The following is a 14,816-nucleotide window of genomic DNA, read 5'->3' as shown; positions in this document are numbered from 1 at the left end:
AACTCACCAATCAAATGGCCACTGATTGGATAATATTTTCCCATGAGCACCGACATCGACAAGATCGACCGCCGCATCCTCGCGCTGCTCCAGGCCGATGGGCGCATCTCCAACCTGAAGCTCGCGGAGGCGGTGCACCTGTCGCCGACGGCGGTGCTGGAGCGTGTGCGCCGCCTCACCCGCGACGGCTACATCCTCGGCTACGAGGCGCGGCTCGATCCCGTCAAGCTCGGCGCCGGACTGATGGTGTTCGTGGAGGTGCTGCTCGACCGCACGGTGCAGGACGTGATGGACACCTTCCGCGCGGCCGTGCAGGTGCGCCCAGAGATCCTCGAATGCCACCTCGTCGCAGGCGGCTTCGACTACCTGCTCAAGACCCGAGTGGCCGACATGGCTGCCTACCGCGAGTTCATCGGTACGGTGATCTGGGCGCTGCCCGGCGTGCGCGAGACGCGGACCTATGTGGTGATGGAAGAGGTGAAGAACACGGCGGCGATCGCGGTGTGAGCGAAAACGTGCGTGGTTCGCGCCAGAATCTTGCACATGTCGCATTTCTCTTCCGAATCCCGCTGGCCCGTGTTGGACAGCGCCATCGACAGCCTGGCGGAGTCGCTTCGGCTGCAGCAGTTGGTGCTGCTGGTGGGGCCGGAGGCGTTGACGGTGGAAGTGGACGATCCGGAGGTCGGGCGCCGGCAAGCCCCGTTCTACCGGCTGGTGGCCGAGCGGCTGCTGGCGGCGCGGCAGTTGTCGCCCGATCTGCTGCAGTCCGAGGCGCCTGGGGCCGGCTGGGATCTGCACCGAGCCTGTGCCGCCATCCTGACGCACACCGGTCTGTCTGCCGGCCGCCTGCGCCGCAGCGTCAGCCACACGATCAGCGAGTTGTCCGAACAGGTCGTGCCGGTCGGTGCGCTGGCAGCGCTGGCCCGTCTGACGTGTTTCGATCTGGTGGTCTGCCTGACGCCGGATGACGTGCTGCAACGCGCTTGCCGGGCCGCACAGCCGGGGCGGGTGGTCCATGTGGCCAGCTATGCGCCTCGGGCTGATACTGGCCAGGACATCGACGTGCCACCGCGTCGTGCCGGGGAACTGCGGCTGCACCACCTGCTCGGCCGCATCGCGGACACCACCGAGATCGCGATCCACGAGGAGGACGCGCTCGAATACTTGTACCGCTTTCGCGACGAGGGCGAGCGCCGGGCCAAGACGCTGCTGACCGAACTGCGCGGCCAGGATCTGCTGTTCCTGGGCTGCGGGTTGCCGGACTGGATGGCGCGCGGGCTGATGCGGCTGTTCAACACCGAGCGCCTGACCGCCGACGGGCGCACCTTCGAGTTCTTCTGCGCCGGCACGCAGGATCCGGCCCTGAACGGCTTTCTCGATCGCTTCAGCCACCACTCGACCGTGTTCCCGTGGTCGCCGCTGGCGTTCGTCGAGCAGATCGACGCGATCGTTTCAGGGATGCCCGGGCGCTATGCCCAGGCCGCGATGCCGGCCAGCCGCCCCGTGTCGTCTGGCGTTGCCCCGAGTGCCTTCGTCAGTTACGCCACCGAGGATGCCGACGCCGCGCTGCGCATCACGCAGGCCTTGAAAGCGGTCGGTTTCGGCAAGGTCTGGCTGGACCGCGAGGCCCTGATCCCCGGCGATCACTGGCCCGGCAAGATCGAGGACGCCATCGCTACCTGCGATTTCTTCGTGCCGTTGCTGTCGCATCAGGCCGACCGGCGGCGCGAGGGCGTCTACTGGGAGGAATGGCAGCAGGCCATCGAGCGTGCGCCGCGCATCCGCGACGAGTTCCTGTTGCCGATCGGCCTGGACCCTGATCCGCCGCTGCGGGCGGGCTACACGCACATCTTCACCGGCCGGACGCGGCCGTTCAGGGATCTGCACCTGCTGCACGCGCCGCACGGCCACCTGAGCGAGGCCGATCGGGCGCAGCTCGTCCGCCGCGTGCAGACCTTCGCGACTGGAGCCCGGCCATGAGCGACGACCACCTGCAGATCGACGCCGAGCACCCGTGGCCGTGGCTCGACGCCTTCCCGGAGTCGGCCCAGGGTTTCTTCAACGGCCGCGACGAAGCCACGACGCAACTGCTGCGCTGCGTGCTGGCGGCGCCGGCGACGGTGCTGTTCGGCAAATCGGGGCTGGGCAAGACCTCGCTGCTGCAGGCGGGGCTGTTTCCTCGGCTGCGCGAGCCGGCGCGGCGCCTGCTGCCGGTGCTGGTGCGGCTCGATCATGGCGAAGGGCGGCCGGGGCTGTCGGCGCAGTTGCTGGCGCGGCTGCAGGCTGAGGCACAGGCGCACGGCATCACCGGCGAGCACCCGGTCTTGCCTGACGAGGACACGCTGGGCGAGACGGCGCGGCTGTGGGAGTGGCTGCACGACCGCCGCACGCAGTGGCGCGACGACCAGGGGCAGCGCTGGATGCCGGTGTTCGTGCTCGACCAGTTCGAGGAGATCTTCACCCTGGTGGCCGACCCGGCCGTGCAGCAGCGGCTGTTCGACGAGCTGGGCAACCTGATCCAGGGGCGCATTCCGGCCGAGGTCGCGGCCCGGCTCGATCGTCATGACGAGTTGCTGGACCGCCTAGACCCGGATCGGCTTGGTGCGCGCTTTGTGCTCAGTCTGCGGGAGGACTACCTTCCGGACTTGGAGATCCACGCCGACCGGATTCCGCGTCTGGGGCCGAATCGCTACCGGCTGCTGCCGATGTCGCAGGCCGAGGCGCTGGAGGCAATCGACAAGACGGGCGGGACGCTGGTCGAGACCGAGGACGCTCGGCGCATCGTCGAATTTCTCGATCAGCAGAACGCTTCCGCCGCGCCGGGTCGGCCGCGTCCGCAGCGCCGCGAGCGCATCGAGCCGGCGCTGCTGAGTCTGGTCTGCGCGGGGCTGAACCTGCACCGCGTCGAGCAGCGGGCGCTGAAGCTCGATACCCGGTCGCTGGACCGGCTGGGCGGGCAGTTGCTGGAGCAGTTCTATGACCGGGCCTTGGCGGCGCTGCCGGACAGGCGGCGGGAGACAGCGGCGCGGTTCATCGAGAACGAGCTGATCACGCTGGACGGGACACGGCGGCCGTTTCCCGAGCAGTCGCTGGGGCGGGTCGGGCTGGATGGGGAGGACATCGCGCGGCTGAAGGACCGGCGGCTGCTGCGCACCGAGAACACCGAGCATGGGGCGTATGTCGAGCTGGTGCATGACCGGATCGCGACCGTGGCGGCGGGGCGGGCACAGAAAAGCCGGGAGCGGGAGGAGGCCAGGAAGGAGCGGGAGAAACGGGCGCTGTGGTGGCGGATCGTTGCAGTGGTCATGGCCGTTATGTGCGCGGGTCTGGTCGGGATTGCGCTCCAGTGGCAGAACGCTCGTCAGCTCAGCCTCCAACTGGACGGCGCCAAGACCACCTTGGAGGGGACCAATCGGACGCTGGAAGGCAAGCTGGCCGAGCTGAAGGCGGCGCTGGGTCGGGCCGCGAGTGCTGAGGCGGATGCGCAGGAAAAAGCCGAGCTGGCGGAGAAACGTGCCAGCGAGGCCAAGACCGAAGCCGAGCGGGCGATGAAGGCGGAGCGGCAGGCCAAGGCAGCGCAGGCCGAGGCGGATGCACAAAAAGGCAAGGCGTTGAGTGCGCAGGCGGATGCGGAAACGCAGAAAGGCAAGGCGCTAGCGACAGCTCGCGATGCGACGGCGCAGCGGGTGCTCAGTGATGCGAATGATTATTTCGCTGGAATCAATCGATCGGCTACTGGGCTTCAGAGTTTGCTGATGACGATGGCCGGCCATCGGCTGACTCAGAAATCGGCACAGCCATTTGTCCAGGCAGCCGGGTATGCTGGACTGCAGCGTGAGTTCATTCGATCCGGGTCAATGAAATGGCTACGTGAATCCGGTGATTCGATTACCTGTATCGCCATCAGTCCCGACGGCTCGCGCATCGTCTCCGGCAGTTCGGACAAGACCCTGCGCCTGTGGGATGCCCGTTCCGGCAACCCCATCGGTGAGCCCTTCAAGGGGCATTCGAGTTCCGTCCAGAGCGTCGCGTTCAGTCCCGACGGCTCGCGCATCGTCTCCGGCAGTTTGGACAAGACCCTGCGCCTGTGGGACGCCCGTTCCGGCAACCCCATCGGTGAGCCCTTCAAGGGGCATTCGAGTTTCGTCCGGAGCGTCGCGTTCAGTCCCGACGGCTCGCGCATCGTCTCCGGCAGTTGGGACAAAACCCTGCGCCTGTGGGACGCCCGTTCCGGCAACCCCATCGGTGAGCCCTTCAAGGGACATTCGAGTTTCGTCTGGAGCGTCGCGTTCAGTCCCGACGGCTCACGCATCGTCTCCGGCAGTTCGGACAAAACCCTGCGCCTGTGGGATGCCCGTTCCGGCAACCCCATCGGTGAGCCCTTCAAGGGACATTCGAGTTCCGTCTGGAGCGTCGCGTTCAGTCCCGACGGCTCGCGCATCGTCTCCGGCAGTTCGGACAACACCCTGCGCCTGTGGGATGCCCGTTCCGGCAACCCCATCGGTGAGCCCTTCAAGGGGCATTCGAGTTTCGTCCGGAGCGTCGCGTTCAGTCCCGACGGCTCGCGCATCGTCTCCGGCAGTTGGGACAAAACCCTGCGCCTGTGGGACGCCCGTTCCGGCAACCCCATCGGTGAGCCCTTCAAGGGACATTCGAGTTTCGTCTGGAGCGTCGCGTTCAGTCCCGACGGCTCACGCATCGTCTCCGGCAGTTCGGACAAAACCCTGCGCCTGTGGGATGCCCGTTCCGGCAACCCCATCGGTGAGCCCTTCAAGGGACATTCGAGTTCCGTCTGGAGCGTCGCGTTCAGTCCCGACGGCTCGCGCATCGTCTCCGGCAGTTCGGACAACACCCTGCGCCTGTGGGATGCCCGTTCCGGCAACCCCATCGGTGAGCCCTTCAAGGGACATTCGAGTTCCGTCCAGAGCGTCGCGTTCAGTCCCGACGGCTCGCGCATCGTCTCCGGCAGTGATGACAATACCCTGCGCCTGTGGGACGCCCGTTCCGGCAATCCCATCGGTGAGCCCTTCAAGGGACATTCGAGTTCCGTCCAGAGCGTCGCGTTCAGTCCCGACGGCTCGCGCATCGTCTCCGGCAGTTTGGACAATACGCTGCGCCTGTGGGATGCCCGTTCCGGCAACCCCATCGGTGAGCCCTTGAAGGGACATTCGAGTTCCGTCCAGAGCGTCGCGTTCAGTCCCGACGGCTCGCGCATCGTCTCCGGCAGTTTGGACAAGACCCTGCGCCTGTGGGACGCCCGTTCCGGCAATCCCATCGGTGAGCCCTTCAAGGGGCATTCGAGTTTCGTCCGGAGCGTCGCGTTCAGTCCCGACGGCTCGCGCATCGTCTCCGGCAGTGATGACCAAACCCTGCGCCTGTGGGATGCCCGTTCCGGCAACCCCATCGGTGAGCCCTTCAAGGGACATTCGAGTTTCGTCCAGAGCGTCGCGTTCAGTCCCGACGGCTCGCGCATCGTCTCCGGCAGTTCGGACAAGACCCTGCGCCTGTGGGATGCCCGTTCCGGCAACCCCATCGGTGAGCCCTTGAAGGGGCATTCATGGGCCGTTCAGAGCGTCGCGTTCAGTCCCGACGGCTCGCGCATCGTCTCCGGCGGTTGGGATAGAAGCCCGCGCATCTGGCCTGTCCTGGATACATGGGCCACCGAACTCTGCGCCAAACTCCCCCGCAACATGACCCGCAAGGAATGGCGCGAATGGATCTCCCCGGACATCGACTACGTCGTGCAGTGCCCGGGCCTGCCAGTGCCGGCGGATTGATCACCCGCCGGCGCAGGGATCGCCGTCAGCCGACCGTCTCGCTCTCGAACCCGACCAGATTGCGCTCGCGCCGCCCGAACGTCACCCCGACCCGATGCACCGGCTCGCCCCGGCCGAGGTACTTGTCGGCGTAGCCACGCGCCCGGATCTGCTGCAGCGCCGCGTCCGTGGCGGCGTCCTGCGAGTCCACGACCTTGAACTCGAAGAGGAACACCTGACCCTCGAACCGCACCGTCAGGTCGATGCGGCCGTGGTTCGTGGTGTCCTCGACCCGGATGTCCAGCCCCAGCGCGGCCAGGTGGCTGTAGAACACGCTGGCGTAATAGCCCTCGGCCTGCGCCAGGGCATTGCGGCGGTACCAGTCGTGCGGAATGCTGGCGAACAGCGTGCGGAACACGGCGGCCAGCGCCGGCAGGTCGGCCCGCCGCAGGCTGTCGATCACCCGGTCCTGGGTCTCGATCGATCGCTCGCCCGGCACGCCATGCGCGAGCAGCAGCGCCTCGTTCAGGCTCGACTCGACCTCACGGTTCGGGTAGCCCAGCGTGTAGACCCAGCGCCCCGGCACCGGCTGGCGCACCTCATGCACCGTCAGGTAGCCGGTCTGGAACAGCAGCGCCTCCGGGGCGATCTGCTCGACATCGAAGCTCGACAGCAGCGACAGGCTGCTCTGCAGGCGCTGGAGCCGGGGAGTGAAGAACTGCTGCTCGCTCAGCAGCTTGATGAGGAACGTCGGCGTCCCGGTCTCGAACCAGTAGGGTCGGAACTGGCGGCTATCGAACAGCAGCAGCATGTCGAAGGGGTTGTAGACCGGCTCGCCCGTCCAGTTGTAGCCGTTGTACCAGCGGCGGATCTCGTCGCGGTCCAGCCCGGGCAGCTCAGGGGCGAAGACGCTGTCCAGATCGGTGTCGGTGTAGCCGCACAGCGCGCTCCAGCGGGCGTCGAGCGTGATGTCGCGCAGGTTGTTCAGCCCGGAGAAGATGCTCACCTTGCTGAACTTGCTCACGCCGGTCAGGAAGACGAACTTCAGGTGCGCGTCGCTGGCCTTGAGCACGGAGTAGACGTTGCGCAGCCCGTCGCGCATCTCCCGGGCGATGGCCGGGCGGTCGAGGTTGTCGAGGATGGGCTTGTCGTACTCGTCGATCAGCACGACGACCGGGGCGCCGTGGCGCTCGTGTGCGCGCTGGATCAGCTCGGCCAGGCGGCCGTTGGTGCTGCGGCGCTGGCTGCTGACGCCGAGCAGCGCCTCATGGTCGTCGAGCAGTTCGTGCAGGCGCTCGTCGAGGCCGGCGCGGTCGCCGAGCACGCCGCCGGCGAAGTCGAGGCGGATGACGGGGTGGCGCCGCGTCCAGTCCCAGCGCGTCTCGGCCGCCAGGCCGGTGAACAGTGCGCGGTTGCCCTCGAACAGCTCCTTGAGCGTGTCGACCAGCAGGCTCTTGCCGAAGCGGCGCGGGCGGCTGAGGAAAAACAGCTTGCCCGACTCGATCAGGTCGATCGCCAGCCCGGACTTGTCCACGTAGTAATGCCCGCCCTCGCGGATCTCGCGCAGGTTCTGGATGCCGATCGGCAGCGGGCGGCGGGCCAGGGTGGGGGCGGGCGGGGCGTGCATGGTGCTCGAAGTGTAGTGCCGTGCTTTCAGTCGCTGCGCCCCCACGCCGCCGCCATCATGCTGCTGGCGCAGCAGCGGGTGCTCAGTCGACCTTGATGTTCACCGACGCCGGCTGGCTCGGCTGCACCTTGTGCAGCTCGACCTTCAGCACGCCGTTGCGGTAGCTGGCCTTGGCTTCGTCGCTGCGCACGGACGCTGGCAGCGGCACCGTGCGCTGGAAGCTGCCATACGCACACTGCAGCACGCGCCAGCGTCCCTGGGTTTCCTCGTGCTCAAAGCGCTTTTCGCCTCGCACGACGAGGGTGTCGCCACTGATCTCGATGGCGAAGTTGTCCTTCTCCATCCCCGGCGCCTCGATGCGCACGACCAGGCGCTGCTCGTCCTCGTACACATCGCTGCCCAGCATCGACCAGGACTGGCCAGGGAAATGCAGCGGGTCGTCGATCTGGGCGCGCTCGGGCAGGCGGGTTTCCTCATTCGGCTTGAAGCGGGTCAGGGCGCCGGCCGCCGTGTGGCGCATGCGGTCCCAGCCCTCGGACACCGAGCCCCAGAACGAGCCGAAGCCCTCGCGGAGTTCATCGATCTTGATCATGGACAACCTTCTTTCTCGGTTTGCCCGGCAGCGGGTGCTGCGAGCGCCGGGGCACTGAGCGCAGCGCATTCCGGCTCATCAGATGTGCGGTTGTTCGCGCGAAGTTCAAGAGAGGATCAACGCGTTCGGGCACCGAAGATCGCCGTGCCGATGCGCACGACCGTGGCGCCTTCCAGCACCGCCGCCTCCAGGTCGGCGCTCATGCCCATCGACAGCGTGTCGAGCGACAGGCCCTCGGCGTTGAGCTGGTCGAGCAGGGCGCGCAGGGCACGGTGCGGCCGGCGCTGGGCGTCGAGATCGGCCTCGGGTTCCGGGATCGACATCAGCCCGCGCAGCCGCAGGCGCGGCAGCGCGGCCACGGCGCGGGCCAGCGCCAGCACCTCGGCCGGCGCCACGCCGCTCTTGCTGTCCTCGCCGCTGATGTTGACCTGCAGGCACACGTTCAGCGGCGGCAGGTTGTCGGGTCGCTGCTCGCTCAGGCGCTGCGCGGTCTTCAGCCGGTCGATGCTGTGGACCCAGTCGAAGGCCTCGGCGACGGCGCGGGTCTTGTTGCTCTGCAGCGGGCCGATCAGGTGCCAGGCCAGCGCCGGGCGCAGGTCGGCCAGCGCCGCGATCTTGTCCAGGCCTTCCTGCACGTAGTTTTCACCGAAGGCGTGGAGTCCGGCCGCGCAGGCCTGGCGAATGGCATCGGCCGGCTGCAGCTTGCTCACGGCGAGGAGGTGTACTGTTTCTGGTGCGCGTCCTGCCGTGGAACAAGCCTGATTTAGCCGCGCTTGCGTGGCTTGTACGTTGCTCGCGATGGTCGTCATAATCGTCTGAATCGAAGTTTTCATTTTTCGTCACTTTTCCTTTTGGAAAAGTCGGCAAACTGGCCGCCTGATCCGCAGGAGCAAATGCATGGATATCACACAACTGCTGACGTTTGCAGTTCGTAACAAGGCGTCAGACTTGCATCTGTCGGCTGGCATGCCGCCCATGATCCGTGTTCATGGCGACGTGCGTCGCCTGAACGTCGATCCGCTGCCGCACAAGCGCATCCACGAGATGGTCTACGACGTCATGAACGACTCGCAGCGCAAGAGCTACGAGGAGAGCATGGAGTGCGATTTTTCCTTTGAGATTCAAGGCCTTTCGCGTTTCCGGGTCAATGCGTTCAACCAGAACCGCGGCGCGGGGGCCGTGTTCCGCACCATTCCGAGCAAGATCCTGACGCTGGAAGACCTCAACGCGCCGAAGGTGTTTGGTGAACTGGCGCTCAAACCCCGCGGGCTGGTGCTGGTCACGGGCCCGACGGGTTCCGGCAAGTCCACGACGCTGGCGGCGATGGTGAATCACCTCAACGAATCGGAATATGGGCATATTCTGACGGTCGAAGATCCGATCGAATTTGTCCACGAATCCAAGAAATGCCTGGTCAACCAGCGCGAGGTGTTCACACAGACCAAGTCGTTTGCGGCCGCCCTGCGGTCTGCTCTGCGCGAAGACCCCGACGCGATCCTGGTGGGCGAATTGCGCGATCTGGAAACCATCCGGCTGGCGCTGACCGCAGCCGAGACCGGCCACCTGGTCTTCGGCACCCTGCACACCTCGAGTGCGGCCAAGACCATCGACCGGATCATCGACGTCTTCCCCGGCGACGAGAAGGACATGGTCCGGGCGATGCTGTCCGAGTCGCTGATGGCGGTGATCTCGCAGACGCTGTGCAAGAACCGCGACGGCACCGGCCGGGTGGCGGCGCATGAAATCATGCTCGGCACCCCCGCCATCCGCAACCTGATCCGCGAGGCCAAGGTGGCGCAGATGTATTCGGTCATCCAGACCGGCCAGGGCCAGGGCATGCAGACCCTCGACCAGAACCTTGCCGATCTCGTGCGCCGCAGCCAGATCACGCCGGCCGAGGCCCGCGCCAAGGCCCGTTCGCCCGAGAACTTCCCCGGCTGACGCCGTTCCACCCAGACGAATCCCACCATGGAACGCGACCAGGCCTCCAAGTTCATCAACGATCTGCTGCGCCTGCTGGTCTCGCGCGGCGGCTCCGACCTGTTCCTCACCTGCGACTTCCCGCCGGCCGTCAAGGTCGATGGCAAGGTCGTCAAGGTCTCCCCGCAGCCGCTGTCGAGCCAGCACACGATGGCGCTAGCCCGCTCGGTGATGAACGACAAGCAGTCGGCCGAGTTCGAGCGCACCAAGGAGTGCAACTTCGCCATCTCGCCGCAGGGCATCGGGCGCTTCCGCGTCAATGCGTTTGTCCAGCAGGGGCAGGTGGGCATGGTGCTGCGGACCATCCCGAAGGAGCTGCCGAGCATCGACAAGCTCGGCCTGCCCAGCATCCTGAAGGACATCACGATGATCAAGCGCGGGCTGGTCATCCTGGTCGGCGCCACCGGTTCGGGCAAGAGCACGACGCTGGCCTCGATGGTCGACCACCGCAACGAGGCGGCCTGCGACCACATCATCACGATCGAGGATCCGGTCGAGTTTGTCCACCCGCACAAGAACTGCATCGTGACCCAGCGCGAGGTCGGCATCGACACGCTGACCTGGGACGCTGCACTGAAGAACACGCTGCGCCAGGCCCCCGACGTGATCCTGATGGGCGAGATCCGCGACCGCGAGACCATGCAGCACGCCGTCGCGTTCGCGGAAACCGGTCACCTCTGCATGGCCACGCTGCACGCCAACAGCGCCAACCAGGCGCTCGACCGCATCGTCAACTTCTTCCCCGAAGAGCGCCGCGACCAGCTGCTGATGGACCTGTCGCTGAACCTGAAGGCGATGGTCTCGCAGCGCCTGATCCCGCGCGAGGACGGCGCCGGGCGCATCGCGGCGGTGGAGATCCTGCTCAACACGCCCTTCATCTCCGACCTGATCTTCAAGGGTGAGGTGTCGGCGATCAAGGAGGTGATGAAGAAGGGCCGCGAGCACGGCATGCAGACCTTCGACCAGGCCCTCTTCGACCTCTACGAGGGCTATTACATTACGGAGGCCGATGCGCTGCGCAATGCCGACTCGGTCAACGATCTGCGGCTGCAGATCAAGCTCAACAGCATGCGCGCGCGCACCGGCAAGCCCACCGACATGGGTGGCCTGGGGATCGACCGCCGCTTTTGAAGTTTTTGAACTGACATGACCAAGACCTACGACTTTGCCGAGCCCCGTTCGGTGGCCTTCATCGGCCTGGGCGTGATGGGTGGCCCGATGGCCGGCCACCTCGCCCGCGCCGGTCACCGCGTGACCGTCTACAACCGCACCGCAGCCCGCGCCGAAGCCTGGGTGATGCAGCACGCGGCCGAAGGCCTGTCCGCCGCAATGGTCCTGACGCCGCGCGAAGCGGCGCAGCAGGCGGACATCGTCTTCCTGTGTGTCGGCAACGACGACGATCTGCGCTCGGTCGTGCTGGGTGCCGATGGCGCACTGGCGGGCCTGCGCCCGGGCGGTCTGCTGGTCGACCACACCACCGCTTCGGCCGATGTGGCGCGCGAGCTGTCGGCACTGGCCGCGGCACAGGGCGGACAGTTCATCGACGCGCCGGTGTCCGGCGGTCAGGCCGGCGCGGTCAATGGCGTGCTGACGGTGATGTGCGGTGGCGATGCAGCGGCATTCGAGACGATGCGGCCGGTGGCGATGGCGTTTTCGCGCGCCATCACGCGGCTGGGCGAGAGTGGTGCGGGTCAGCTGGCCAAGATGGTCAACCAGATCTGCATCGCCGGGCTGGTCCAGGGCCTGTCGGAAGCCATCGCCTTCGGCCAGAACGCCGGGCTCGACATGCGGCAGGTGCTGGATGTGATCGGGAAGGGCGCGGCGCAGAGCTGGCAGATGGACAACCGCGGCAAGACCATGGTGGACGACCAGTTCGAGTTCGGCTTCGCGGTGGACTGGATGCGCAAGGATCTCGGGCTGGTGCTGGACGAGGCACGCCGCAATGGTTCGCGGCTGCCGGTGACGGCGCTGGTCGACCAGTTCTACGCCGAGGTGCAGGCCATGGGCGGCCAGCGCTGGGACACCTCCAGCCTGGTCCGGCGCCTGCGTTAACGGCCCTTGAGGTTCTTGAGCTGCTCGGGCGTGATCACATCGACCAGCCGCACCACCTTCACGACACCGGGCACGGCGCGCGCCAGCGAGATTGCGCGGGTCGCTTCTTCCTCGGTGACCCGGCCCATCAGGTAGACCACCCCGCGCGCGGCCACGACCGTGAAAGCGTTGGACGCGAGGCTCGCGGCGTCGACGAAGGTGGCCTTGACCTTGCCGACGAGCAGCAGGTCGCGCGAGCGCTCGCTGGTGGATCTGGGCCACATCACGGCCAGGTCGTTGACCACCGACTTCACGCCGTCGATCTTGCCGATGGCGGCCTCGATGGCGGCCTTGTCGGCTTCGCTGTGCACTTCGCCGGTCAGCAGCACCTGGCGCTGGTAGCTGGTCACGTTGACGTTTGCGCGCTCCCCGGCCACGGAACGGATGCGCTGACCGGCCTTCAGCTCGATCGTCTCGTCTTCCAGCTGCACGCCCGAGCTGCGGCGGTCGGTGACCACCATCGCGCCACCGACCGCCGCGCCACCGACCAGCAGCGGCGCGCAGCCGGCCAGTGAGGTGCACAGGGCCGCAGCGGCGATCAGCGTCGACAGGGGGCGGGACAGGCGGGTGTGGTTCAGCGGCAAGGCCATCGGGTCATTCTCCAAGCAGTGAAACATCGACCGCATCGCACAGGCAGTGGATCACCAGCAGGTGCACTTCCTGGATGCGGGCCGTGCGGTCGTGCGGTACGCAGATGTGGATGTCGCTCTCGTTCAGCGCGCTGTTGACCTTGCCGCCACCCTTGCCCGTCAGGGCCACGACGACCATGTCCTTCTGGTGCGCGGCGTCGATGGCTTCGAGGATGTTGGCCGAGTTGCCGCTGGTGGTGATGGCCAGCAGCACGTCTCCCGGCTGGCCCAGCGCCTGCACCTGCTTGGCGTAGATCTGGTCGAAGGCGTAGTCATTGCCGATCGCCGTCAGGATGGAGGTGTCGGTGGACATCGACAGTGCGGCCAGGCCCGGGCGCTCGCGCTCGAAGCGCCCGACGAACTCGGCGGCGAAATGCTGGGCATCTCCCGCCGAGCCACCGTTGCCGCACGCGAGAACCTTGCCCCCCGAGGTGATGGCGTTCAGCAGGACCTGTGCCGCGTCGCTCACGGGGCGCGTGAGCACCTCCGCGGCGGCGTATTTCAGGTCGGCGCTGTCGAAAAACTGTTGCTGTATGCGTTGCTCAAGCATGACCGATGATATTCCAGCCAGATGAGCATTCGATTTCAGCCCGCGTCGAAGGCCGCCACCAGCCAGGTCAGCGTGTCGCCGTCGATGGCGACCACATCGAATCGGCACGGTGGCCAGACCCGGCAATGGCGCTGCAGGTAATGGCGCGCAGCGAAGATGACACGTGCCTGCTTGGACCGCGTGACACTGGCGGCTGCCCCGCCGTGGTCGGCATTGGCGCGTCGGCGCACCTCGACGAACACCAGCGTGTCCTCGCGGTTCCGGTCGCGCATGATCAGGTCCACTTCACCGGCGCGCACGGAGGGGCCGGCCGCGACCCGATAATTGCGCTGCACCAGCACGAGCCCCTGCGCTTGCAGATGCGCCAAGGCGCGTTCCTCGCCGGCATCGCCGATGTCCTTCCTGTCCCAGCCCCTGTCACCGCGATTGCTGCCCGTGAGCCTCGATACCATTGTTTCCCCCCTGATCCTGCAAGCCGCCAGCGCTGCCGCGGGGCACCAGCAGCACCCCGTCTCGGCACTGTATGTCGTGGCCACCCCCATCGGCAACATGGCCGACATGAGCTTGCGGGCCATCCATGTGCTGTCGCTGGTGGAGGCCGTCGCCTGCGAGGACACGCGCGTCAGCGCTGGCCTGTTGCAGCGGCTGGGCCTGCACCGCCCGCTGATCGCGCTGCACGAGCACAACGAGGAGTCCGCCGCACCACAGGTGATCGAGCGACTGGCGCGTGGCGAGCGTGTGGCCTATGTCAGCGATGCCGGCACACCGGCCATCTCCGATCCGGGGGCGCGGCTGGTGGCGGCGGTGCGGGCCGCGGGATTCCGTGTGGTGCCGCTGCCGGGGGCGAGCAGCGTGGTGACGGCGCTGAGCGCGGCGGGGGATGTGGCCGGGGGCGGGTTCCGCTTCGCCGGCTTCGTGTCGCCCAAGTCGGCTGCCCGTGCACAGGATCTCCGGCTGCTCGGCGCCGACCCGGGCACCTGCGTGCTGTTCGAGGCGCCGCACCGCATCGAGGCGCTGGCCGAGGCACTGGCCGAGACCTTGCCCGCGCGGCGCCTGACGGTCTGCCGCGAGCTGACCAAGCAGTTCGAGAGCATCCACACGCTGGACTGCGCCGGCTTTCCGGCGTGGCTGGCCGCCGATGCGGACCACCGGCGTGGCGAGTTCGTGCTGGTGCTGCACGCCCGGGCTGCCGGGCAGGCCGCGCCCGACGAGGCCGGTGCGGTGTCCACCGAGCGCCTGCTGCGCACGCTGATGGCCGAACTCCCCCTCAAGCAGGCGGTGGCGCTGACGGCGCAGGTGACGGGTGGGGCGCGCAACGCGCTCTACGAGCAGGCGCTGGCCCTGCGTCGACAGTCCTCGGACGCGGACACCGAGACGGAGGTGGAGACAGGCGAGGAGGAGGCGCCGGCACGGGCGGAACCCCGCCACCCCCCGGTGCCGACCGATCTGCCCCCGACACGCTTGCCGGCGCGGCGCGGACGGCCCCGCCGTTGACACCGCGTTGACACCGATTGGTGTGTCGTGGGCGAACATCCCAGAATGGTGCCATTCGACGGAACGCGCAGCACGCGCGTCAGGGGGACGTCCTTTC

General features: G+C 67.2%; 13 protein-coding genes. 7 read left to right on the top strand and 6 right to left on the bottom strand.

Going from position 1 to position 14,816, the window contains the following annotated elements; all coding sequences use genetic code 11:
- Positions 1-42 precede the first annotated feature (42 nt).
- The 3 genes from U5O44_RS08975 to U5O44_RS08965 are packed head-to-tail and all read left to right on the top strand — an operon-like array spanning position 43 to position 5,777.
- Positions 43-507, top strand: coding sequence for an Lrp/AsnC ligand binding domain-containing protein (locus U5O44_RS08975; protein WP_322588090.1), 465 nt, complete (start codon positions 43-45; stop codon positions 505-507).
- Between the two features lie 36 nt (positions 508-543).
- Complete coding sequence (locus U5O44_RS08970) at positions 544-1,980, top strand: toll/interleukin-1 receptor domain-containing protein (protein WP_322588089.1); 1,437 nt, start codon at positions 544-546, stop codon at positions 1,978-1,980.
- Positions 1,977-5,777: an nSTAND1 domain-containing NTPase gene (locus U5O44_RS08965; protein ID WP_322588088.1), complete on the top strand. Its 3,801-nt coding sequence runs from the start codon at positions 1,977-1,979 to the stop codon at positions 5,775-5,777. The genes U5O44_RS08970 and U5O44_RS08965 overlap by 4 nt, the downstream gene beginning before the upstream one ends.
- Positions 5,778-5,802: 25 nt before the next feature.
- Here U5O44_RS08965 and U5O44_RS08960 read toward each other — a convergent pair whose 3' ends face one another.
- The 3 genes from U5O44_RS08960 to U5O44_RS08950 all read right to left on the bottom strand — a co-directional run bounded on the left by U5O44_RS08960 (position 5,803) and on the right by U5O44_RS08950 (position 8,784).
- Positions 5,803-7,383: an ATP-binding protein gene (locus U5O44_RS08960; protein ID WP_322588087.1), complete on the bottom strand. Its 1,581-nt coding sequence runs from the start codon at positions 7,381-7,383 to the stop codon at positions 5,803-5,805.
- A gap of 82 nt (positions 7,384-7,465) precedes the next feature.
- Positions 7,466-7,975 (bottom strand): Hsp20/alpha crystallin family protein, encoded by a 510-nt coding sequence (locus tag U5O44_RS08955; protein ID WP_322588086.1) that lies wholly within the window; start codon positions 7,973-7,975, stop codon positions 7,466-7,468.
- A gap of 116 nt (positions 7,976-8,091) precedes the next feature.
- Positions 8,092-8,784, bottom strand: a complete 693-nt coding sequence (locus U5O44_RS08950; RefSeq protein WP_322588085.1) for a YggS family pyridoxal phosphate-dependent enzyme — start codon at positions 8,782-8,784, stop codon at positions 8,092-8,094.
- Positions 8,785-8,872: 88 nt separating this feature from the next.
- On the opposite strand from U5O44_RS08950, the gene U5O44_RS08945 reads away from it, so the two are divergent.
- Genes U5O44_RS08945 through U5O44_RS08935 form a run of 3 tightly spaced genes read left to right on the top strand, consistent with a single transcriptional unit; the run spans position 8,873 to position 12,007 of the window.
- Positions 8,873-9,916, top strand: coding sequence for a type IV pilus twitching motility protein PilT (locus U5O44_RS08945; protein WP_322588084.1), 1,044 nt, complete (start codon positions 8,873-8,875; stop codon positions 9,914-9,916).
- 27 nt (positions 9,917-9,943) lie between these two features.
- Entirely contained in the window at positions 9,944-11,086 is a 1,143-nt protein-coding gene (locus U5O44_RS08940) for a PilT/PilU family type 4a pilus ATPase (RefSeq protein ID WP_322588083.1), read from the top strand.
- Between the two features lie 15 nt (positions 11,087-11,101).
- Positions 11,102-12,007, top strand: a complete 906-nt coding sequence (locus U5O44_RS08935; RefSeq protein WP_322588082.1) for an NAD(P)-dependent oxidoreductase — start codon at positions 11,102-11,104, stop codon at positions 12,005-12,007.
- On the opposite strand, the gene U5O44_RS08930 is transcribed toward U5O44_RS08935, so the two are convergent.
- Genes U5O44_RS08930 through U5O44_RS08920 form a run of 3 tightly spaced genes read right to left on the bottom strand, consistent with a single transcriptional unit; the run spans position 12,004 to position 13,677 of the window.
- A complete protein-coding gene (locus tag U5O44_RS08930) occupies positions 12,004-12,636 on the bottom strand; it encodes a BON domain-containing protein (protein WP_322588081.1) in 633 nt (210 codons plus the stop codon). The genes U5O44_RS08935 and U5O44_RS08930 overlap by 4 nt on opposite strands.
- A 4-nt stretch (positions 12,637-12,640) precedes the next feature.
- On the bottom strand, positions 12,641-13,225 hold the full coding sequence (locus tag U5O44_RS08925; protein WP_322588080.1) for a phosphoheptose isomerase: 585 nt from the start codon (positions 13,223-13,225) through the stop codon (positions 12,641-12,643).
- Positions 13,226-13,260: 35 nt separating this feature from the next.
- Positions 13,261-13,677, bottom strand: a complete 417-nt coding sequence (locus U5O44_RS08920) for a YraN family protein (RefSeq protein WP_322588079.1) — start codon at positions 13,675-13,677, stop codon at positions 13,261-13,263.
- Between U5O44_RS08920 and rsmI the strand changes: the two genes are divergently transcribed.
- Positions 13,661-14,719 (top strand): 16S rRNA (cytidine(1402)-2'-O)-methyltransferase, encoded by a 1,059-nt coding sequence (gene rsmI / locus U5O44_RS08915; protein ID WP_322588078.1) that lies wholly within the window; start codon positions 13,661-13,663, stop codon positions 14,717-14,719. The genes U5O44_RS08920 and rsmI overlap by 17 nt on opposite strands.
- The last annotated feature ends 97 nt before the right edge of the window (positions 14,720-14,816 follow it).

Source organism: Sphaerotilus sp. (genome assembly GCF_034519685.1).
Lineage (GTDB): Bacteria > Pseudomonadota > Gammaproteobacteria > Burkholderiales > Burkholderiaceae_C > Sphaerotilus.
This window is presented reverse-complemented; position numbering and strand designations above follow the sequence as displayed.